Origin of the sequence: Flagellimonas chongwuensis (genome assembly GCF_013376415.1) — a bacterium.
GTDB lineage: Bacteria > Bacteroidota > Bacteroidia > Flavobacteriales > Flavobacteriaceae > Flagellimonas > Flagellimonas chongwuensis.
In genome coordinates, this window is the sequence record NZ_WYET01000001.1 from 1 (window position 1) to 23,535 (window position 23,535).

16 protein-coding genes are annotated in these 23,535 nt (G+C 42.7%); 11 read left to right on the forward strand and 5 right to left on the reverse strand.

Translation table 11 applies throughout. From position 1 onward, the window contains the following. From GUA46_RS00005 to GUA46_RS00030, 6 genes are all read left to right on the forward strand, one after another. A partial coding sequence (locus GUA46_RS00005; protein ID WP_176618793.1) for a T9SS type B sorting domain-containing protein occupies positions 1-2,822 on the forward strand: 2,822 nt, incomplete at its 5' end. A gap of 13 nt (positions 2,823-2,835) precedes the next feature. Continuing rightward, the gene (locus GUA46_RS00010; RefSeq protein WP_176618794.1) at positions 2,836-3,780 is read left to right on the forward strand and encodes a PorP/SprF family type IX secretion system membrane protein; all 945 of its coding nucleotides are present in this window, start codon (positions 2,836-2,838) and stop codon (positions 3,778-3,780) included. A gap of 21 nt (positions 3,781-3,801) precedes the next feature. Then, positions 3,802-4,800: a dienelactone hydrolase family protein gene (locus GUA46_RS00015; RefSeq protein ID WP_176618795.1), complete on the forward strand. Its 999-nt coding sequence runs from the start codon at positions 3,802-3,804 to the stop codon at positions 4,798-4,800. Between the two features lie 182 nt (positions 4,801-4,982). Next, a complete protein-coding gene (locus GUA46_RS00020) occupies positions 4,983-5,357 on the forward strand; it encodes a hypothetical protein (RefSeq protein ID WP_108245295.1) in 375 nt (124 codons plus the stop codon). A 207-nt stretch (positions 5,358-5,564) separates the two neighbouring features. Further along, on the forward strand, positions 5,565-6,230 hold the full coding sequence (locus GUA46_RS00025) for a hypothetical protein (RefSeq protein ID WP_176618796.1): 666 nt from the start codon (positions 5,565-5,567) through the stop codon (positions 6,228-6,230). An 800-nt stretch (positions 6,231-7,030) separates the two neighbouring features. Beyond that, positions 7,031-7,783 carry a LytR/AlgR family response regulator transcription factor gene (locus GUA46_RS00030; RefSeq protein ID WP_108245297.1) on the forward strand — a complete coding sequence of 251 codons (753 nt, stop codon included), beginning with the start codon at positions 7,031-7,033 and terminating at the stop codon, positions 7,781-7,783. 5 nt (positions 7,784-7,788) lie between these two features. Here the strand turns inward: GUA46_RS00030 and GUA46_RS00035 are convergent, their stop codons facing one another. The 3 genes from GUA46_RS00035 to GUA46_RS00045 form a co-directional block, all read right to left on the reverse strand. Then, the gene (locus GUA46_RS00035; RefSeq protein WP_176618797.1) at positions 7,789-8,370 is read right to left on the reverse strand and encodes a precorrin-2 dehydrogenase/sirohydrochlorin ferrochelatase family protein; all 582 of its coding nucleotides are present in this window, start codon (positions 8,368-8,370) and stop codon (positions 7,789-7,791) included. Between the two features lie 77 nt (positions 8,371-8,447). Then, on the reverse strand, positions 8,448-9,389 hold the full coding sequence (locus tag GUA46_RS00040) for a PorP/SprF family type IX secretion system membrane protein (RefSeq protein WP_176618798.1): 942 nt from the start codon (positions 9,387-9,389) through the stop codon (positions 8,448-8,450). Between the two features lie 3 nt (positions 9,390-9,392). After that, positions 9,393-13,538, reverse strand: coding sequence for a T9SS type B sorting domain-containing protein (locus tag GUA46_RS00045; RefSeq protein WP_176618799.1), 4,146 nt, complete (start codon positions 13,536-13,538; stop codon positions 9,393-9,395). A gap of 315 nt (positions 13,539-13,853) precedes the next feature. Between GUA46_RS00045 and GUA46_RS00050 the strand changes: the two genes are divergently transcribed. The 4 genes from GUA46_RS00050 to GUA46_RS00065 all read left to right on the forward strand — a co-directional run bounded on the left by GUA46_RS00050 (position 13,854) and on the right by GUA46_RS00065 (position 18,106). Then, entirely contained in the window at positions 13,854-14,162 is a 309-nt protein-coding gene (locus GUA46_RS00050) for a hypothetical protein (protein ID WP_176618800.1), read from the forward strand. Between the two features lie 218 nt (positions 14,163-14,380). Continuing rightward, positions 14,381-16,753, forward strand: a complete 2,373-nt coding sequence (locus tag GUA46_RS00055; protein ID WP_176618801.1) for a TonB-dependent receptor — start codon at positions 14,381-14,383, stop codon at positions 16,751-16,753. 39 nt (positions 16,754-16,792) lie between these two features. Next, entirely contained in the window at positions 16,793-17,572 is a 780-nt protein-coding gene (locus GUA46_RS00060; RefSeq protein ID WP_176618802.1) for a DUF4625 domain-containing protein, read from the forward strand. A 57-nt stretch (positions 17,573-17,629) separates the two neighbouring features. Beyond that, positions 17,630-18,106, forward strand: coding sequence for a DUF4625 domain-containing protein (locus GUA46_RS00065; protein ID WP_176618803.1), 477 nt, complete (start codon positions 17,630-17,632; stop codon positions 18,104-18,106). Positions 18,107-18,184: 78 nt separating this feature from the next. Here the strand turns inward: GUA46_RS00065 and GUA46_RS00070 are convergent, their stop codons facing one another. Then, positions 18,185-19,972, reverse strand: coding sequence for a ribonucleoside-diphosphate reductase subunit alpha (locus GUA46_RS00070; protein ID WP_176618804.1), 1,788 nt, complete (start codon positions 19,970-19,972; stop codon positions 18,185-18,187). Positions 19,973-19,975: 3 nt separating this feature from the next. Further along, positions 19,976-21,250: a ribonucleotide-diphosphate reductase subunit beta gene (locus GUA46_RS00075; protein WP_108245305.1), complete on the reverse strand. Its 1,275-nt coding sequence runs from the start codon at positions 21,248-21,250 to the stop codon at positions 19,976-19,978. Between the two features lie 534 nt (positions 21,251-21,784). On the opposite strand from GUA46_RS00075, the gene GUA46_RS00080 reads away from it, so the two are divergent. Next, entirely contained in the window at positions 21,785-23,530 is a 1,746-nt protein-coding gene (locus GUA46_RS00080) for a hypothetical protein (RefSeq protein WP_176618805.1), read from the forward strand. Positions 23,531-23,535 lie beyond the last annotated feature (5 nt).

The following is a 23,535-nucleotide window of genomic DNA, read 5'->3' on the forward strand; positions in this document are numbered from 1 at the left end:
CCGTGGGAAGCTGTGCATCACAACAGGACCCCGATGTCGTCCTCTCATCACCGGACGCACCCACCATCGAGGCAGTGGCCGTACAACCGTCCACCTGTGGGGCCAGCGACGGGGAGATAGAGTTCACATTTACCAATGTACCGGACGGGGACTATACCATAGCCTATGACGGGGGAAGTTTTCCAAACGTGACAGTTGCATCAAACACCGCCACCGTAACGGGACTGCCAGCCGGCAACTACAACAACCTGACCATTGCCGTGGGAAGCTGTTCATCGCAACAGGACCCCGATGTCGTGCTCTCGTCACCGGACGCGCCCACCATCGAGGCAGTGGCCGTACAGCCCTCAACATGCGGGGCAAGCGACGGGGAGATAGAGTTCACCTTTGCCAATGTACCGGACGGGGACTATACCATATCCTATGACGGGGGAAGCTTTCCCAACGTGGCCGTCAGCGGGGGGACCGCTACCCTGGACAACCTTCCAGAGGGCAACTACAACAACCTGACCATTGCCGTGGGAAGCTGTTCATCGCAACAGGACCCCGACATCGTGCTCTCGTCACCGGACGCGCCCACCATCGCCGCAGTGGCCGTACAGCCATCCACCTGCGGGGCCAGCGACGGGGAGATAGAGTTCACATTTACCAATGTACCGGACGGGGACTATACCATAGCCTATGACGGGGGAAGTTTTCCAAACGTGACAGTTGCATCAAACACCGCCACCGTAACGGGACTGCCAGCCGGCAACTACAACAACCTGACCATTGCCGTGGGAAGCTGTTCATCGCAACAGGACCCCGATGTCGTGCTCTCGTCACCGGACGCGCCCACCATCGAAGCAGTGGCCGTACAGCCCTCAACATGCGGGGCAAGCGACGGGGAGATAGAGTTCACCTTTGCCAACGTGCCCGACGGGAACCATACCATATCCTATGACGGAGGGTCGTTTGCCGATGTCGCCGTGAGCGGAGGGACAGCCACTGTCTCCAACTTGGCTGCCGGCAACTACACTAATCTGGCCATCACCGTCAATAGCTGTACCTCACAGCAAGATCCCGACGTCGTGCTCTCGTCACCGGACGCGCCCACCATCGAAGCAGTGGCCGTACAGCCCTCAACATGCGGGGCAAGCGACGGGGAGATAGAGTTCACATTTACCAATGTGCCCGACGGGAACCATACCATATCCTATGACGGGGGAAGCTTCCCCAACATGGCCGTCAGCGGGGGGACCGCTACCGTGGACAACCTTCCAGAGGGCAACTACAACAACCTGAGCATCGCCGTGGGAAGCTGTGCATCACAACAGGATCCCGATGTCGTGCTATCATCACCGGATGCACCGACCATCGAGGCAGTGGCCGTACAGCCCTCAACATGCGGGGCAAGCGACGGGGAGATAGAGTTCACATTTACCAATGTGCCCGACGGGAACCATACCATATCCTATGACGGGGGAAGTTTCCCCAACGTGGCAGTTGCATCAAACGCCGCCACCGTAACGGGATTGGCAGCCGGCAACTACTCCAACCTAAAGATTACCGCCAACAGCTGTACCTCACAACAGGATCCCGACGTCGTGCTATCCTCACCGGACGCGCCCACCATCGAGGCCGTGGCCGTACAACCGTCCACCTGCGGGGCAAGCGACGGACAGATACAGTTCACCTTTACCAATGTACCCAACGGGAACCATACCATAGCCTATGACGGAGGGTCGTTTGCCGATGTCGCCGTGAGCGGAGGGACAGCCACTGTCTCCAACTTGGCTGCCGGCAACTACACTAATCTGGCCATCACCGTCAATAACTGTGCATCACAACAGGACCCTGATATCGTGCTTACTGCATCTGAACTAAGCATCACTAGTAACGTTCAGGATGCGAATTGTTCTGAAAATGCTAACGGTTCCGTTTCTATAACTGTTGGAGATGTAGCTTTTCCAGTTACAGTTAAGCTTAATAATATGGAACCTATGGTTTTCAATACCAATTCTTTCTCCATAGAGGATTTATCTCCAGGGAATTATGAAATGAATGTGATCGACAACACGGGTTGCCAAACCAATACAATCTTTGAAATTAAGGCGGACGGGCCAAACCTTGGTGGCACAGTAGATGTCATGTATTTGTGTGAGGAAAATTTACCTTCAAATACAATCGAGGTAACATTATCCGACCCATCCATCAGCAATGATGTGCTTTATGCCTTGGATTCAACAAATCCAAATGACTTTATATTAACTCCAGATTTTGGAAACATCAGTTCTGGAAGTCATAGTCTTTTTATTATGCACAATAATGGTTGTTTGGCTGAGATTCCTTTTGAGGTTGAAAATTTCGAACAACTGGAGTTGTCACTCACCAGTGAATATGTAAATCAGATTACCGCAAATGTTACAGGAGGAAATGCACCTTACACTTATTACTTTGATGACCAAGGCGCTTCCAATTCCAACACCTATACCATAAAGAGAAGTGGCACTTTCACTGTAAGAGTCGTTGATAGCTATGGTTGTGAGGTGACACAGAACATCACTTTAAACTTAGTGGAAATCACTATACCGGATTTTTTCACTCCAAATGGTGATGGGGAAAATGACTTTTGGTCTCCAAAGAATTCCGAACTGTTCCCTGACATCAAAACCCACATTTTTGACAGGTATGGAAGAGAAATCCAAATCTTAGGCACATCGGATGCTTGGGATGGGGAATATGACTCCAACCCTATGCCATCTGGGGATTACTGGTACATCGTGAGGCTAAATGATGGGTCTGGGCGTGAATTTGTTGGTCACTTCACATTGTATAGATAAAATTAATTGATAAATGAAGAGAGTCGTAGTTTTCCTAATATTCATAAACCTGTTTCTTGTAAAAGGACAAGAGCTGACGATTCCGCAATTGTCCCAATACTTGTCCGACAATCCTTTTGTAATGTCCCCCTCCTATGCAGGAATTGGTGATTATGTAAAGGTGCGTATGAACGGGGTTACCCAATGGGTCGGCATTAAGGATGCGCCAGATACCCAATCGTTATCGGCAGATGTTCGATTGGGTAACCGTTCCGGTATTGGAATGGTCATCTATAACGATTCCAATGGTGAAACAAAACAACGTGGAGGAAAAGTTTCTTTTGCGCATCACCTGACTCTTAATAAATATGATGACCAGTATTTCTCCTTAGCGCTTTCCTTTAACCTAAATCAATTTAGGATAGATATTGAAAATTTTGACCCAAACACTGACCCTGCTGTGATTAATGATAGGTCATCCAGCAATCCAAATTTTGATGTGGGCATGTTGTACCGGCGCAGAGGGTTTTATGTTAGCGTGAACGCCGCCAATATTCTGAATAAAGAATTTGAAAAGTTCAACCAAATTTTTGAACCCAATACACTACGCAATTATTATCTGTATTCGGGATACAAATTCAGGAAGAACTCGAGAACGGATTTTGAGATAGAACCTTCTGTTTTCTTTCAATATTTTGAGAGTGATGGAAGGTCAATTACTGATATAAACACAAAATTCAAATGGTATGATTTTCTGAACTACTACTATGCCGGCATAACCTATAGGTTTTTAAACGACCAGTTTGGCTCACCACTTTACATAGCTCCCGTTATTGGACTTAAAAAAGGTGATTTCTATTTTGGATATTCCTATCAGGTTATCATGAATGAGATACTTGGGTACTCGAAGGGCACCCATGTTCTGACCTTGGGCATCGATTTGTTCCAAGGGGTTTCTAATTGTTCCTGCACTTATTAATATGAAATTATGAAAAAAACAATGTCTAAATTATTTATCAAACTTAACCTACTTCTAGTGTTATCTGTCTGTTTTATATCATGCAGCGAGGATAACGATGGTTTACCCTCTGTGGCCGATGCTCCGGAAATTATAATGGCGCAATCTACCTTGGACACTATTATCTATGTCCAGATACAGCAAGATAAAATCCCTATTTACCTGTCAATCCCCGAGGGCTGCGGAAATGAAAATTACCCTGCGGTGGTGGTAATGCACGGTTCTGGCGGAATGTGGTCGAACGATGACCCCACTACCGGAAAAATGTCCAGTCAAAATCGGGATTGGCGAGAAATCTTTGATAACAACTGTATTGTTGGTGCTTTTGTTGACAGCTATTCTGGAAGGAATGTAAAAGAGAGATCTGGCAAATGGACGGACGCTCCGGACAACTTTAGAATCAGTTCTCAATTTGTTCGTCCCAAAGATGCCAATATGGCCTTAGAGGTACTCAAAAACCTAAAACTTGATAACGGGAAGCCATTGGTAAGACCGAATGACATCGCCTTACTTGGTTTTTCCGACGGAGCCAGTGCATTGGCGGCAACACTTTATGATACCGACTCAACTCCCGCCGATTGGGAATGGACACAAAGTTTTGACGGAAACAAATATGATGCCTCATCGGGAGTTCAGCCACCTCAAACCAAACCGGAAAATGGTTTTGCCGGAGGGGTTTTCTACTATGGAGGATCCTCAGGATATGGTTATTGGGGGCCGGGGCCTTGTAATGAGAATGCATTTGTGAAGAATATATACCGTCCTTATGCCCCAATCCTATATCAGATTCCTTCTAAGGGCTATCTAACAGAAAACACATTGTGTATGGTGGACTTATTGGAAGAAAAAGGGGTCCCCGTGAAACATCATATTTATGAGGGTGTGGGTCACGGATTTGATACCGAAGGTAAAGACCAAAGTGAAATGGCCAGGAAAAATGCGATTAATTGGTTAAAGACACTATTGCACATCACAGAATAAACCAAACATCGGATTTAGTAATACTCTCAAAAAAAATTAAGAATCAAAAGAATAATTAACGAATCAAGGTATTGGCCCAGCAGTATCAAAAAACAATTCAAAACCATTTCAACCTCATTAAAGATTTATAGAACCATTGGTCAATCGCTGATCAAAATCAGAACACCTAAAATTTAAATGACATGAAGGATAACTTTCTGGAAAAATGGATTTTGGACCTAATTAAGTCTGAATATGAGTTTGGGAACATACCCAAGCATGCGAACTACAAGTTAAGAGAACGAATGGACGATTTTATTGAAGTGACCATTGAGTGGATGGATAATGATAATAACAACTATAAAATTGTCTACCATGCAAGAGCTTATGGCAAAATGAAAGTGAACAGTAGTCTAGAAATTGCCAAAGATCCTGTCTTTGAACTAGAAAACTACTATACTCTGGAAATCCACACATACGTGAACCACATAAAACGAAATTATAGTACTAGAAAAATTGCAAATTATGATGTAATGGGCGTAATCGGCCAATTGGAAAAGACCAATAAGACATCATAGGGTAAGTAGTAAACCAAATTTGTGCATCCAAATGTCCATTTAAGAAAAAAATGAGTGTATTTCATCTGTAAAAACACTCTTTTTATCGGTGGTTTCTCATACGTCAATTGAAAAGGCCCATCCGTATATTGATGGGGTTTAGCTACTATTTTTCTTTGTTATTTAGTAGCTGAAAAAGGTTCCCAAGTTTTAACAAAAAATAAAGTTATGCATCTATTGACTATCTTCTGGACATTGATTTGTGCCGCTGTAATAATAGGATACCCAATCTATCTTATTAAGAAATCCAGCACAGTACTACGGGATCACAAACAATCATGCGCGTCCAAAACGCAAAATACGGTGGAACTTTTGTCTTTTGATATTAGAGAACAATTACCCAATTGGTCGTTTTCCATAGACGTTCCACAAATCACAGAAGAAGTCCTGAACAAAAACTCCATTCTATTCTATTTGGAATCGGATAACTCTTGTCTAAAACTACCATTGAGCAACAGTAGTGTTGGCTATACCGCAAAAGTGTACAAAAATGTTGGCAAGGTATACGTGACCTTTAAATCTTTAAAGGATGGTGTTACCAATTTCTATGTTCCGACCTGGCACTTAAAAAAGCTCAAGATTTTAATCATAAGATCTAAAGACATAAGAATAAACGGAAATTGGGAAACCAAATTAAACAAATCGGTTATGCAAAACAACTTGGCAAAAGCCGGAATCAATATAAATGACTACGAGGACATGCTTGGTTACTTCAGCAATATTGCATCAATAGATTTTAAAGGACACTTTGTGGCCAAAATGCCTCATAAGAAGAAATCCTTTTCTAGAGCTACAAAATACTTTAACCATCAAGAGCTATATCATTCTGCATGATCAGTTTAAAATTAAGAATCTTTTTAGTGTTCTCCTGTTGTAAAAAATGGGATTTCCTTTTAATCGAGGAGTCCCATTTTACATCAAAAAGGATTTAATTTAAAATTACGTGAACTCAAAAGGGCCATCCATAAACTCAAACCCCACATACGTCAAATGGCACCGGTTTTTTAATTATGATAAATGTAGATTTATCAACCAAAAATAAATATTGGGCTGCACATAAAACTATTGTTTTGCCTTTGGTTCTGGCGATAAAGGCAGTGCAGTCCAAAATATATAAGTTGTTGAATAAAAACTCACCATGAGTAAATTCTTAAGCTGAAAGCAAGTATGGGGTTATGCTGCGCAACAGTTATCTATAGGATTGAAAATGGTGAGTTATTTTTTACGTACTGGCACAACAAGTTATCATTTTCATAGAAAATGACAACTAGGGTTTTTTGCCACTATTTATTCTTCCCCCCGTAAAAATGTTTAACTTAATACAGTGAAAAGCAATTTTCCCCTATAAAGGAAAACAAAAACGTTATAACCCTATTACACAGTCTAATAAACCAGCAAGACAGTAAGGTACTATCGAAAAACTATGTAATCTAATGAAAAGAAAAATCGGTTGATAGCCGTAATGCCAATCCAAAACAAAAACTATATAATACTGGCAATAAACCAAATATATGAATAATAATCAAATTCTGATATAATTTGAAAGAAAAATCCTTTTTCATTTTTAGAATCACATCAATTTCAAAACTTAGCCTGCAGCAATAAATAACCAAATAACCCCTAAAAATAGCCTTATGATTTTAAAAGCAGTAATAATTGAAGATGAGAAACACAGCAGAGAAACCTTAAAATCCATGCTGGAAGAATTTTGCAAAGAAGTGCAAGTAATTGCTATGGCCGGCTCAGTAGAAGAGGCAGTGAAAGTATTATCCATCTACAGTCCAGATATTGTTTTCTTGGACATAGAGCTACAATCTGGTGTAGGGTTCGATGTACTTAACCAAATAAAAGACCCCAACTTTGAAGTTGTTTTCACCACTGCGTTTGAAAAATATGCCATCAAGGCCATAAAGTTCAGCTCCTTGGATTATTTACTGAAGCCTATAGATTTGGACGAACTCCAGCAAGCAGTAGAAAAAGCAAGAAACCGAATGGACACCAATGTTTACAGAGAACAGTTAGATACATTAATGCAAAGCATTTCTCGCGGAAAAGTACGTCCCGAAAAAATTTGCCTTGCCACCACGGCCGGAATGGAGTTTATTGCCTTAGATGAGATAGTGGCCTGCAAAGCGGATGGCTCGTATACTTGTTTTATGTTGGAAGATGAAAGCATGCTCTTGGTGAGCAAACATTTAAAGGAATACGAAATGTTGCTTTCGGAACATTACTTTATGCGGGTTCACAATAGTTTTCTAATCAATTTAAAAAAAGTGAAAAAATATGTCAAATCTGATGGAGGCCACCTTATAATGAGCAACGATATGCAGGTGAATATTTCACCAAGAAAAAGAGATGACTTAATTGAAGCAATGAAGCGCTTGTAACCTGCTTAATCTTTTTGGTTGACCAAGCCTTTGGTAAACTCGTTCAACGCTTCGACCTTTTGCTCAAAATCGCCTTTTAAGGTTTTTCTATATTCGTTCAAGTTTTTTACCAAGTCATCAATATTTTCGGGAATAACATCCTCAAAGAATTGTCGTAATCTTTTTGCGGTTGTTGGTGATTGTCCGTTGGTAGAAATGGCAACTTTCACATTCCCTTTCGTCACAATACCTCCCATATAAAAATCACAAAACGGTGGATTATCGGCTACGTTCACCAACTTGCTCAGTTTTCTACAATCGTGGTAAACTTGCTCGTTCACTTCGGGTTTATCCGTACAGGCAACCACCATGTGCTTGCCTTCCAAATATTTTTCTTGATACAAATCTTCCGTGATTTCCACATGGTGCGCTGCCGCCAACTCCAATGTGTCCGATAAAAACTCGGGAGCGACCATCTGAACTTGAGCATTGGGACTCGACTTCAATAAAAAAGTAAGCTTTTCCAACCCAACATTCCCTCCTCCAACAATGAGTACCTTTAAGTTATTTACTTTTAAAAAAACGGGGTAGAGCTCATTTCTTTCCATAGCATATCAATTTAATCATTGTTTTACCAATGCAAAGTTAAAGATACAGACTATTTGCGCCCTAATTCCATTTGACTCTAAAATGTAGGCGCCTCCTTCTGTTTTTGGGAAGTTTTAAACTCGTATCGGACAAACAATTCGTGTGACCCTCCCGTATAGCTCGCCAAATTGGAAGTAGTTAGGTCGTAAGCATAACCGGCACTAAAATTCGGGTTGATCTGCATTCCCAACAAGGTTGAAAACGAATCGTCCCAGCGGTAAGCCAATCCAACGGTGAACGTTTCCCTAAGCATGGCGTTCACGGATAAATCGGCTATAATTGGCGCCCCTGGAACCCATTTCACAAAAAAAGCTGGTTTAAGTTTCACATCCGGGGTCAAATCCACCACTTTTCCACCAATAAAGTAATAATGCAAACGCTCCGCAGCGATTTCCTGCTCCTCCCCATCATAATGTTTTTGTGAAAAGAAATTGGGTATGGCAAATCCTAAATAGCCTTTCTTCGTATCATAATAAAGACCTGCTCCAATGGTTGGGAAGAATTTGCTCTTGATATTATTTTGAAAAGCCACATCGGCATCTTCGATAAGTCCTTTAGAGAAGTCCACATCAAAAATGCGACCTCCGAGCTTCATCCCAAAGGATAATTTGCTATTGGCACTATCCAACTGAATGGTGTACGAAACGTTTCCATCCACCGATATTTCGGAGGAAGGCCCCAATGCATCACGAGAAATGATGCCTCCCACCCCTAGTTTATTTTCCAAGGGCATATCCACGGCAAGCACCTGCGTATTGGGAGCTCCATTTACACCTACCCATTGCGAACGGTGCAACAACAATGCGGTTAAATGACCATTATTGCCAGCATATGCCGGATTAACGCTCATGGTGTTGTACATGTATTGCGTAAACTGCGGGTCTTGCTGAGCATATCCAAAAATGGAGCATAGGACAAGCATTAGCACAAGTACATGCTTACCTCCGGTTATTTTATATTTTGATGAAACCAACTCCATTTTTTATCTGTTTAAATACAACCAATCTGTTCTTGGTTCCGAGCCATCGCCCAAATCCAGCACATAATAATAGGTTCCCACGGGCAACTGGTCTTCGGGCTGGACCATAGCACGACCGTTCGGTGTACCGTCCCAATCATTTTTATAGGATTTTGTCTGGTACACAATATTTCCCCATCGGTTGTATACTTGAAGTGTATTGTTTGGATAACGACCTAGGCAATCAATCTTAAAGTAATCGTTGACCCCATCTCCATTGGGAGAAAACTCGTTATAGACCACTAAGCAACTTGGATCTACAAACGCTTCGGCCGAATTACTACTTTCATCTACATCCCATTGATCCACATAGGCCAAACTTACCCTGTTCACATAATCATCCATATCCACCACCTTAACGGTAAGCAGTAGCGTTGCGGTTTCAGAAACAAGCAGCGACTCAATCTCCCAAAATGAAGATTCAGCATCATAAGTTCCTACTGTGGTTTCCGAACTGATGAATTGATATCCCAATGGCAATTCTTCCTGAATGCCCAAATGGATAGCATCATCCACACCTTGATTGGTCACCGTTATTTCAAAAACAACCTCATCCCCTATATTGGGCATTGCATTGTCTACGTTTTTTGTGATTGAGATATCCGTGGTTTGAGGTATTACAAAGGCAGTTGCTTCGTCATCATCCGAAATACCGTCGTCAAAATCATCCTCCCCAATCCCTGTTGATGGGTCGCTGTCCGGGTCAGGATATAAAGTTGAGGAAACAAAAGCTTCGTTCACATACTCATTTTGCAGACCTGTTGGCGCATTTACCACGGCCAAAATCTCCAAACTTTCCGTATCTTGATTTAATATGGTTCGGTTCACGTTCCAAATTCCTGAAGCCGAATTGTACACCCCGGCAGTAGAGGTGTGCGATTGGTAAGTGTAGCCGGGCGGCAACATATCCGTCACTGCGACACCCCTCGCATCGGATGGGCCGCTATTGCCAACACTCACCACAAAACGGACTACCTCTCCCACGTTAGGGTTTTCATTATCTACAGTTTTTGAAAGTGACAAATCACTTAGTCCCTCTGGAACAGGTATCACGGTGGATTGATCGTCCTCGGAGCCCAAATTGTTATTAGGAGTAGAATCTGGATCATAGACATTTGAAGCAATAAGCTCGGCTGTATTCTTGTATTCACCGCTCGAAAGCACTATCGCCCTTACCTCCAAAGTTGCTGTAGCTGCATTTGCCAAATCCGGTAAATTCCATGTGCCAGCAATTTCATCATAAATTCCTGCTGATGTTGTTGCCGAAACAAATTGATAACCGCTTTCCAATTCATCCTCTAAAATCAATCCGGAAGCATCGTTGGGGCCATCATTAAGTGCCTCAATGGTAAAAACAATCTCATCCCCTACTTCGGGATTCATATTATTGACGGATTTTGAAACCGAAATATCCGCCACATGTCTTGGCACGACCGTCAGTTCATCCTGATCATCTTCTGAAAGCACATCGTTGCCAGGGGTAGAATCAATATCGAGAAAAATGGAGTTTATCACCTCTGTACCTACCGTATAATCCCCTGAAGGATTTACTTCGGCAACAATTTGAAGCTCTATCTGTGATTCCAAAGCCAAATTGCCCACGTTCCAAATTCCGTTAGATGGATTAAATAAACCGCCTGAATCATCGGAAACATAGGTAAATCCATCTGGAAGCGTATTTTCAACAATAACTCCGATGGCATCGCTTGGCCCCTCATTGATCAAAGTAATGGTGAACAAAACCTCCGTTCCCACATCCGGGGAGGCGTTGTCGACAGTAATATCCAAGTTTAAATCTGCGGACGGAACGGGAGTAGTTCCAGCATTATCTTGGTCATTTTCAAAAATATTGTTGTTATTGGGGATAGAATTGGGATCGTACTGATCGGAAGAAAAAACCTCCGTAACGTTGAAGTAATCTCCTGAGTTGTTTACCGTGGCCACAATGGTAAGGGTTTCTGTACTTGTATCTTCCAGGGTACCATTAAGATTCCACATTCCGGAACCCTGGTTATAGATTCCCGCCGTGGTTCCGTGAGAAACATAAGTGTATCCATCCGGCAACACATCCATCACCGCGACCCCGGTAGCATCACTTGGGCCCAAATTGGTAATGTTGATGGTAAAAATCACATCTTGCCCTACATATGGACTCAATACATTCACAGATTTCTGCAACAGCAAGTCGGCCACTGGAATTACAATGGGTTCCACGGTATCCTGATCATCTTCCGATTCGTTGTTGTTGTTCGGGCTCGAGTCCACATCCATCTCCGAAACGTTCGTCAACTCGGCAGTATTCGTATAATTTCCTGTTGGCAATACTTCTACGGTAATTTCCAAAGTTTCAGAAGCTCCGTTGGCCAAATCTCCTACGACCCATGAACCATTTGTCCCATTATAAGTACCCACTGAGGGGTTAGAACTGATTAATTGATAACCAGAAGTCAAAACATCGGTTACAACCACATTAGTGGCGTCACTTGGACCATCGTTTTGCACCGTGACCGTAAAAAGTATCTCCTCTCCCACTTCCGGGATGATTTGGTCTACCGTTTTGGCAACGGATATATCTACCAATGGTACCGGTATCACCGATACACCATCTTGATCGTCTTCACCTGGGACATTGTTGTTCGGAGTTGAATCCGTATCCGTTTGATCATGAGCTATAATTCCTGCCACGTTATCATAATCTCCAGAAGCGTTTACGTTGCAAAGGATACTTAAACTGGTTGAATCACCGCTTGCAACCGAACCCACATTCCAAACACCAGTAACTTCATCGTAAGCACCTCCACCATCGTCAGAAACATAGGTATATCCAGAGGGTAATAGATCCAATACCTCTACAGAAGTTGCTTCACTGGGACCGTCGTTGGCCACCGTTAGGGTAAACCTTACATTGTCGCTCACCAAAGGCGGTGATTTATCAATAGTTTTGGTCAATGAGAGGTCAATTACCGGCACAGGCGTCAAAATAATTTCATCTTGATCGTCCTCGGTCGGAATATTGTTGTTGGGTGTTGAATCAATATCAAAAGCATCCGAAGCGATTATTTGTGCCGTATTGGTATAATTTCCCGAAGCATTTATATCAACTACAATGGTAAGTGTCTCCGTAGTTGCATTGCCCACGGCCCCAACTTGCCAAATCCCGGTAAGCGGGTCGTAAGTTCCCGTTGTTGCCGAATAAGAATCAAAGGTAAACCCAGACAGCAACTGGTCTTCTACCTGTACATTCTCTGCATCGTGGGGACCATTATTGGAAACCGATATTTCAAAACTGATTTGTGAGCCTACGTTCGGGGACAAGTTACCACCGACCACGGATGTAACCAACGATAAATCGGCCTGAACTGGAGCGGCATCAATGTTATCCTCATCATCCTCGCTCTGGTCGCCATCATCATTGTTCGCAGTACTATCCTCATCAATTTGATCGGCATAAATTACTTCGGCCACATGAGTGTACTCTCCATTGGTTCCTGTTGGGGTAAGTACCGTGGCATTAAAGCTTAAAGCAACTGTGTTGCTCCCCACTGGCACATCAAATCCAAACCATGTTATTTTTTGTGAGCCATCCACAGAACCTGAATTATTGATTGCGGTAATACCGTTATAGCCTGAAGGAACAAAATATTCCACCACAACATTAGTGGCATCCACATCTCCAAAATTGCTCATGTTTACAGTGAAAGTTACCACTTCGCCAATATCGGGTTCGGTATTGCTCGCCACAATTTCCATTTCCAAGTCAATGCCCTGTATGGTAATCCCGACCAAATCTGAAGCAGTATCGCAGCTGGGCCCCGAAACAGTCCATTCGAAAACGTAATCTCCTGGCACCAAATCCAATAATTGAGTCTGGGGGTCATTTACATCATCGATGGTTACAGAAGATGGGCCAGATAAACGGCTCCAAGTTCCCAAACCGTCAACAGGTGCGGCATTGGCATCCATAAAAACGGCATTGACCTGTGAAACGACCTGATTGGGTCCTGCGATAGCAACACAATCCTGTCCATATCCCACTTGAACCGAAGCTATACCAAGAAGGGTCAACACTAAAAAACACCTAAAAATTAGGGAGGATTGGGGTTTGTTCATAGTTTGGATGATGAGGTGTTCCTTACGTAGTAAGGCTTACCCAAACTTATCAAGAACAGGGTAGATTGGAGAAGTTATGTTGTATGGCAAGATGGTTTTGTTGTGAAATGGCACTTTAATGATGGAAAAAATATCCTACTTTAATTATAAATCCAAAAAGAAATACACCTCTTCAATTGCCAACTTTATTGAATCTATATATATACTTTCACAATTGACAAAATTACCATCCACTATTAAGGAAATGCTAAAAAAATATGGACATTAAGGAAATTACCCTTGCATAACAATGTTTTTTAATAGATTTGTTCTTGAATGAAAAACAGTCGTTTTTTAAATAGTATCACCTTTGCGTTTCTTGCCCTGTTTTTGGCAACGAAGCTTGTTGGGCTCCATGTGCTTACCCACCACGACGATACGGAAGGGTATTTAGATCATTGTGCCATTTGTCACAATATCGCCTCCGATACTCATACGCCTGGCATTTTAACCGATTCTCATGAACCTATTTCCGAGCAAATTGAAATAGCTGTTCAACAGAACATTGATTCCAAGTACGATTTTCAGGTTTCTGGCACCTTGGCAACAAGCCAGCTCTTCTCGAGGCCTCCGCCAACAATCTAAAAACCCATTCATTTTTTTCAACAAAAAGTCTTGGTCCTTTTTAAGGACTAAAGAAATTTGACTGCATTCAATATGTACAAAAGCGTGCTGTAATCGTATAGCTTTATCAACTGTCCATTGATGGATTCATTCAAACTTTTCTGAAACAATGCAATGGAGAATAAATCTAGAAGCTTCCTCTCTGGAGGCAATTTGAGAATCCCATAGTATTCCCTAAAATGATTAAATACTTGCTATTCGCATGGCTGCTCATCAGTCTGTGCGTTTCGGCATCCGCTCAAGAATACCACACTATAAAAGGTATTGTCGTGGATGCAAATACTTCGGCACCTATTGCTGGGGTAAACATAATTGGAAAAAATCTATATGCAATTTCTGCGGACAATGGCGAGTTCGTCATAAAAACCGTTCCGGCTGGAAAATACCGCTTTGAAATTACCCATATCGGGTATGGACATGAACATTTTACCGTGGAAATCGGTCGAGATGATGTCCAAGGGCTGACCATACGATTAAAGGAATCCGTCACAAATTTGGATGGCGTGGAACTTCTTGGAAAAACGGAAAAACGAAAAGCCCAAGAACTCTCCACCATAACCGTGGGGGTGGATGAAGAATTCCTGAACAAGAATCGGGAAAACAGTTTAATGCAAACCCTAAAAAAGATTCCGGGGGTAAGCACTATAACAATCGGTGCCGGACAATCAAAACCTGTTATTCGTGGTTTGGGTTTCAACCGGGTTAGTGTGGTCCAGAACGGTATTAAGCACGAAGCCCAGCAATGGGGCAATGATCACGGCCTTGAAATTGATCAATACGGAATAGAAAGTATTCAGATTGTCAAAGGTCCCGCATCCTTGGTCTATGGGTCTGATGCTATTGCAGGGGTCGTGGACATTCAACCCTCCAAAGTCCCATTGCCGAATTCGTTCAGCGGGGAGGTCAATCTATTGGGAGAGACCAACAACGACCTGATCGGCATATCTACCGGTATACAGGGCCGAAAACAGCATTGGTTCTACAGAGGTCGTTTAACCTATAGGGATTATGCCGATTATAAAGTTCCCACGGACAGGATCAACTATGAAAACTACATTTTTGAGCTTCACGACAACAACCTCAGAAATACTGCGGGCGAAGAGATCAATACCAGTTTTAGTATTGGTTACATCTCGGACAATATAAAATCTGAAACCTTTTTTAGCAATGTTAACGCCAAGAACGGATTTTTTGCCAACGCCCATGGTCTTGAGGTTCGCTCCTCTAGCATTGATTATGACCGCTCCAACCGTGATGTGGACCTCCCCTTTCATCGTGTGAACCATTTTAAGGTAACCAACAATACTACCCTATATTTGTACCAACATACCTTAGAGCTTGATCTAGGCTATCAAAATAATCAGCGAGATGAAAATTCTGAGCCTGTTCCACATGGAAACATGCCGACACCTCCCAATAGCAGGGAACGGATATTCACAAAAAATACATACTCCCTAAACCTTAAGGACACCTTCAGCCCCAATGACAAACACCATATAGTCCTTGGAATAAACACCGAATTACAAAATAACAATATTGGTGGCTGGGGATTCTTGATTCCAGCATACAATAGGTACTCTGCCGGAGTTTTCATTTATGATCACGTTAAGCTGAACGATAATCTTCACCTCCAAGGAGGGCTACGTTATGATGCTGGCCTAATGGAGACCAAGGCCCATTTTGATTGGTTCCAAACCCCGATAGAAAACCCAGATGGTTCCACTTCCAGAGTATACTTACAACGGGCCCTGAATGAGAACATCGAATTTGGAAATGTAAGTGGTTCCCTTGGCCTGAGCTACATCCATAAAAACACTTCCTACAAGATAAATCTTGGCAAAAGCTTTAGAATGCCCTTGGCCAACGAACTGGCCTCTGATGGGGTAAACTACCATATGTACCGATATGAGAGGGGCAATATGAACCTTGACCCCGAACAATCCTATCAGTTGGATATTGATATTGATCATTCCTCTTCGAAATTCAATATTGGGGTTAGCCCATTTGTGAATTTCTTTGAGAATTTTATTTACCTGAACCCAACCCCCAATTATTATGAAACCTTGCAAATTTACGAGTACACCCAAAGTAAGGTGTTCCGGTTTGGTGGGGAGGCTCGTGCCGGAATCAATGTAACTCCGATGCTACGGTTGGATTCGTCTGTCGAGTATGTGTATTCCAGACAGACCAGCGGACCCAAAAAAGATTTTACCATTCCGTTTTCGCCTCCGCTCTCGGGATTGTTCTCGGCCAGTTATCAATTCAAGGATATCGCCTTTATGCAATCACCTCAGTTTACGGCTGATTTTAGGGTAACAGCCGCCCAAAATGATATTGTGCCACCAGAAGAGGTTACCGATGGGTACCAAGCGCTCAACCTTTCGGCCAACACAAAAATCCAACTCTTTGGCAAGGGAAAACCAGCACAATTGCGCATCAAACTAAACAATGTATTCAATACCGAATACTACGATCATACCAGTTTTTACAGGCTCATCGATGTTCCAGAACCTGGCAGGAACCTTTCAGTTTCGATGACCATACCATTTTAATTAATCCAAATGAAGTTTAACACCAAAAACAGAAACAACATGAAAACTAATTTTAAATCTTTGGCAATTATCGCATTGGGAGCTTTTGCTTTACATTCTTGTAGCAGTGACGATGATGGGGGCTCTTCTGTAGCTGCACCCGAAATTTCGAATTTTGAATATGGCGAAGGAAGTTCACACTCAACAGAGCAAGTGGCCTACAAAGGTTCGGATATCCATCTAGAAGCTGAAATCAATGCTCCCGGAACGGTAAGCAGTATCGAATTGAGCATTCACGGACATGACCTTGAAGTAGGAGAAGGTGAAGTGGAATGGGATTTTGAGCAGACCTATACCGATGCCAGCTATTTGGTAATCAACCCAACATTTCACGAGCATGTGGACATCCCTTCGGATATTCCATCTGGTGAATACCATATTACTTTGACCGTTACAGATGAATTGGGGAACAGCACCGAGGTCGAAGGCCATGTAGACATTATGGACGCCATCTCATTAAGTGCATTTTCCATTGATGAGACCGTAGTTCGCGGTACAGATATGCATGCAGAATTTATGATCAATGCGGTTAACGGAATCCATGAAATTACGGTCGACATTCATGGACACGACTTGCCTGTAGGTGAAGGAGAAGTGGAATGGGACTTTGAGCAAACATATTCCGAAGGATATCACGAATTGTCCGAAGCAGAGTTCCATGAGCACATCGATGTTCCTGCAACTGCCCCAGCAGGCGAATACCATATTCTTTTTACAATCGAAGATGAAGAAGGAAACACCGTTGAATACGAAACACATATTGATGTAACTGCATCATAAAACCAATTGCCGCATGGCACTTGAATGCCATGCGGCTAATTTTTTTAAAAAATGAATATGAAATCGATTATCAAATATTTACGGATTCTTCCTTTGATAATGATGCTAGCATCTTGTTCCAGTAGTGACGATAGTGGTGTTGACGAGGAAAAACCATCCATAACAATTAATTATGATGGTGGATTTCCCCAAGCTTGTGAAGTCCTGGAAAGGGGAAACACCTACACCTTTAAGGCTCGAGCGACAGATAATCTTGCGCTTGCTGCTTACAGTTTGAACATCCATCACAATTTTGACCATCACACACATGATGACCAAGGCGCCCAATGTGAACTGGAACCTACTAAGGATGCAGTGAACCCTATGATTTATATAGAGAATTTTGATGTTGAAGAGGGCGCCACTTCATATGAAATCAACGTTTCAATTGACATTCCAGAAGATATTGACCCCGGGGATTATCACTGCTCCTACTCCGTAACCGATGTTACCGGTTGGCAAAGCAGAACCTCTGTAGACATTAAGATACTATGATCTTTTCTAGTTAGTTTGAAGAAAAAAGGAGGTTTCGTTAATTCGAACCTCCTTTTTTTATTGATTGTTATTTGCTTTTTATGCCTCGCAGCTCACACAATCTTTCTTTTGTTTGAATTTTTGTGCGGCATTCATACTATGCTGGTAATACAAGGATTTTAGGCCCAGTTTCCATGCGGTAACGTGGATTTTATTGACCTCCTTTGTAGGCATATCAGGGTGTACAATGATATTCACTGACTGTCCTTGATCTATATGGTTTTGTCTGTTTGCAGCTTGATAGATGATATCCAACTGGTCTAATTCCGAGTAGGTTAAAAAGACTGCTTTCTCAGCTTCGGTCAAAAATTCCAAATGCTGTACGGATCCATCCATATCGCGGATGCTTTTCCAAACTTCGTTGGTATTCTGTCCCTTTTCTTCCAATAGGTCCATTAAGAACGGATTCTTGATCGTGGTTTTGATCTTGGCAATGTCCTTCACATAACAGTTGGACCAGATAGGCTCGATTCCTTGTGACACCTGTCCCAAAATAAACGCTGAGGATGTAGTAGGAGCAATGGCATTCAACGTAGCGTTACGTCTACCATAACCCTTCAACACTTCGGGCTCACCAAAACGTTCGGCCAATTGCTCAGACGCCTTGTAAGAGCGTTCTTTGATTTCTTTGAATATTTCACTGTTCAAGTTATAGGCTTCTTGGCTGTTGAATGCATATCTCTTGGACTGTAAAAGAGAGTGCCAGCCCAAAGCACCTAAACCTAATGCTCTGTTTTGTTTTGCAAAATTATACGCCCTTTCCATGAAGAGGAAAGTTTGTTGGTCGTCCCTATCGGAAGAATCCCTGTAAGCTTCCAGTTTCTCGATGAATTCGGTAATTACCGCATCCAAGAAATGAACCATCGTTTCAACGGCATCGGTCTTCTTCCATTTATCGTAATGCAATAGGTTGATACTGGAAAGCACACATACAAACGACCAATCATCATTGGATGGCAACATAATTTCTGTACACAAGTTGCTGGCGTGGATACGGTGGTTTTTGTCCTTGTACACATCCACTGCACCATCGTTGGCATTGTCGGTAAAGAATACATACGGATATCCCATCTCACCTCTACGTTGCAACACTTTTGCCCAAACGGTTCTTTTATCAACATCTCCCTCGACCATTTCCTGCATCCATTGGTTGGTCACGGTAACACCATGAGTCAACTGTTGGATAGGATTTCCTTCGGTCCCGATTTCCAAAAATTCCAAAATATCCTTGTGGTCAATGGGCAAATATGGAGAAAAACGACCTCGACGAACGGAACCTTGGCTCACTACATCAACCATGGATTCGAACAACTGCATAATGTGAACAGCTCCCGAGGCCTGTCCGTTATTTTTAACAGGTGCGCCTCTGTGTCTTATTTTTCCAAAGTATCCAGAAGTTCCACCACCAAGCTTCGACATCATCCCAACCTCCGATTGTGTGTAAAGGATGTTCCCCATGTCATCATCTATATGGGAACCAAAGCAACTAATAGGTAACCCGCGCTTTTTACCAAAGTTCGACCATACCGGAGAAGCCAAAGAAAAGAAACCTTCGGACATATAACCGTAAAACTTGTCCGAGTACCCCGGAATCTGTAAAATCTCCTCTGCCCTATCGCCGATTTCACGGATACGACCTTCGGGGGTAACCCCTTCGGTAAGGTATCCTGATGCCAAAAACTTTCGGCTATATTCGTTCAACCATTCAAAACCTTTATCCTCCTCATTCTTAAGTTTGGACAAGGTATCCTTTCTTGCGTTTACAAGTTCCTGTGTTTTGTAATCTTGCTTTTGGTCAGTGGTCGGGGTTTGTGTTCTCTTCTCCATAATTTAAAAAAGGTCGTCGCTTGTTATACTTTGTGTTCTTTTGCTATAGTTGATGGATCTTTTTACAAAAAAATCTCCGTGTTTTGTTCCAATGATTTCGTCGTCGAACCATTCGGTCTGTTCCAATAGTTTTTGGTCAACGTCGAATATTTTGGAGATGCCAATGCTCTCCAATGAGTTGTTGAATCTGTTTTTGATGAATTCGTTCACCAAGTTTTTTGGCAAGAAATCCAATTCACCATCTTCAAAAATCCAATCCACTATTTTACTTTCTGCCTCAAATGCTTTCTCACAGATATCCTGAATCATCTCCTTATAGGCATCATCAAACCACTCCGGATGTTCTTTTTTGATGATGTTAATGATGTCGATTCCGAAATCACCATGAATCTGCTCTTCTTTGGAGGTCGCCTCAACCACGTTCGATATCCCTTTTAGGACATTCTTGTGTTTATTGAATGCCATAATGATCAAAAACTGGGAGAATAGCGATACATGCTCTATAAAAAGTGAGAACAGCAATACCGACTCTGCATAGTCCTTATTGTTCTCGCTTTTCGCATTCTTCAGTGCAGTCTCCAAATACTGCACCCTTTTCATGATTACCGGCTTTTTCTTCAAGTTCTCGAACTCCTTGTTCAATCCCAAAATTTCCAGAAGGTGGGAATATGCATCGTGGTGGCGCACTTCACTTTCGGCAAAGGTGGCCCCAACAGAACCGATTTCCGGTTTTGGCATTCTGTGATAGATATCGCCCCAGAACGATTTCACCGCAACCTCGATTTGAGAAATGGCAAGCATCGTGTTTTTGATGGCGCTGCGCTCCACTTCGCTCAGTCCAGATTTAAAGTCCTGAATGTCACTGGTAAAGTTAAACTCGGTATGAATCCAATACGAATGACGGATTGCTGGAACATACTCATACAATTGCGGGTACTCATAAGGCTTTAAGTTGATACGCTTCTCAAAAATGTCCGACTCGCGCATTTGAGCCCTTTTATTCCTGTAAATAATGTATGCTTTTGCCGCATCATGGAACTCACTATCCATAAGTTCGTTCTCAACAACATCTTGTACTTCCTCAACGGTCGGCAAATAATGTTCGTCTTGACTTTTTCTCTCCAACAACACTTGGTTGACGTTGTTGGCAATGGTCTGCGCATCAGTGATCTGACCATGCTCCACAGCTGTCATGGCCTTCAAGATTGCATTTGTAATCTTGTGTAAATCAAATTCTTGCGTACTAAAATCCCTCTTAGTTATCTGAGTAATCTGCATGAAGAAAACGGTTTGGAGTTGTAAAAAATAGCTTGACTGTAAAATTCATATTTTCTTTACTTGGATTCGCGGTTTTGGCAATTAGGTTCTTAACACTTTTATCAACATTCGAGATTTTCAAGAGTCAAAAACCTTGTGAACAAACGTATAGTAAGGTCTCCAAAAAATTCACACTTGTCACAAATCGTCCAAAATAGTTTTTCACAGTTTTTTAACAATTTTTGATGCCCAACTCCATCAAGATGTTTTCAGAACAAGCTTTTACCTAGGGCATCCGCAACAAGCGAACCACTTAATCGACGAACTACACCATACTTTACAGCAGATTAACAACAAAAAATATACTGAAACCACAGATACATCTAATTTGCCTTTGATTTTCCAATCGATAATCGACCAACAAACCAAACCTATAATTGTATTTTGACATACATACGCTTTCTTATCGGTCTAATCGTGCTTGTTTTAGTTTTGTTCAATCCTGAACTTGACAAAATTGATGTTCTTGACAATTCATCAAACAAAAGCCCTCACATGAACCAACTCAGTTTAGATAGTGATGGTGATGGCATCTCTGACGATATTGACCAAGATGATGACAATGACGGTATTCCCGATATTTACGAAGATGGTTGTGAGACCAATGTTGGATTTGGCTCACCACCACCATCCAACAGCACTACAAATTATGTCACCTCAATCTATACGGACTACCGTGGCTTCTGGGTATCATCCGTAGGGAGCCTAAATCCAAAAGCCTACGATGACGTTTCCACCCTGTTGGGCTTTACAGTTGGAAGCAACACATATGCGACCGGAGTGGCATCTACACGAATGATAGATAGCGACAGTAACAGCTATTATGACCAAATCGATACGGACGGCAATGGAATAGGCGACCTAAATGTGGAAGAAACTTCTTGGAGAGCACTTAAACCGGTCACAAAGATTCTATCCGGAATACGCCTGGAAGGAAGATCTATTGATGGGAACAACGGACAAGCTGCCGGCCCTTTGTTGACCACCGGAGGAATTCCCTTCAACCCTTATTTATACCAAGGAGAACGAGGACTGGACATGGCTTATGCCATTGCCAATATCGGCAATGCATGGTATTTTAGATTAGGGGGCACCAATACTCCAGCATATGGTGACGGCATCATGGATATTCTTTTGACCCAGGGCGCTCAACTATCTGGGGGATCTAATTATAATAGACTGCATTTGTTGGACAAAGATGGGAACTACCTTGGCAATGGCGTCGAAGTAAACTGGAACAACACACCTATTGTGGGCAATTCAATGATCGACCAATATAATGTGAACGACACCCCCAACAATAAAAACGTAAAAAAGAATATCAGGTTGGCCGCAGTTGAACTCTCAGAATTCGGATTGACAGCTGCTGAGAGAACAGAAGCCGTCATCTTTAGATTAGAAATTTCTGCCAATGCAGATCCGGTTTTCTTTGCGGTTAACGATGACAGTTTTAGCACAGGTTGCTCCCCAACGGACAGTGATGGGGATGGCCTCGCCAATGGACTCGACCTTGACAGTGACAACGATGGAATTTTGGATGCCGTGGAAGCCGGTCACGGTGTCGCCACAGTAAATGGGCGTATCCCCGGTCCGGTCGGCACCGATGGTATTCCAGACGCGGTACAAGCTCCTTCACAATACAATAATGGAACCATCAATTACAACATAGCCGATTCTGACAACGATACATTTTTAAACTACACATCCATTGATAGTGACTCGGACGGATGTTACGACGTTGTGGAGGCTGGTTTTACGGATCCTGATGGTGATGGTCTTCTGGGCAACTCCCCAGTAACCATCAATTCTTCCGGAATGGTCTTGGGACAAGGTGGATATACCACTCCGGTAGATGGGGATGGCAACACCGTTTATGATTATACCGAAGCCGGAAACAGTCCCACAGTTTCAGCAATCCAGACAAACGCCATTATTTTTGATGGACATCCGGGCAACCTCAACATCATAACGACCAATACCACACAATATCAATGGCAAGTAAGCACCGACGGTGGTGCAAACTTTGCCGACATTTCTGATTTTGGGATGTACTCAGGAACCGACACCGACACCCTGACCATCAATAATCCCAACATGAGCATGGATGGGTATCTGTATCGGGTGCAATTATATAACGAAGCTTATGTTTGCTCACCTTTATCAACCTCCAATATCATTACTTTGGACATAAGGGTGCAAACCATCATCACCAATAGAAAGATTACTTATAGGGTGAACTAAAACCA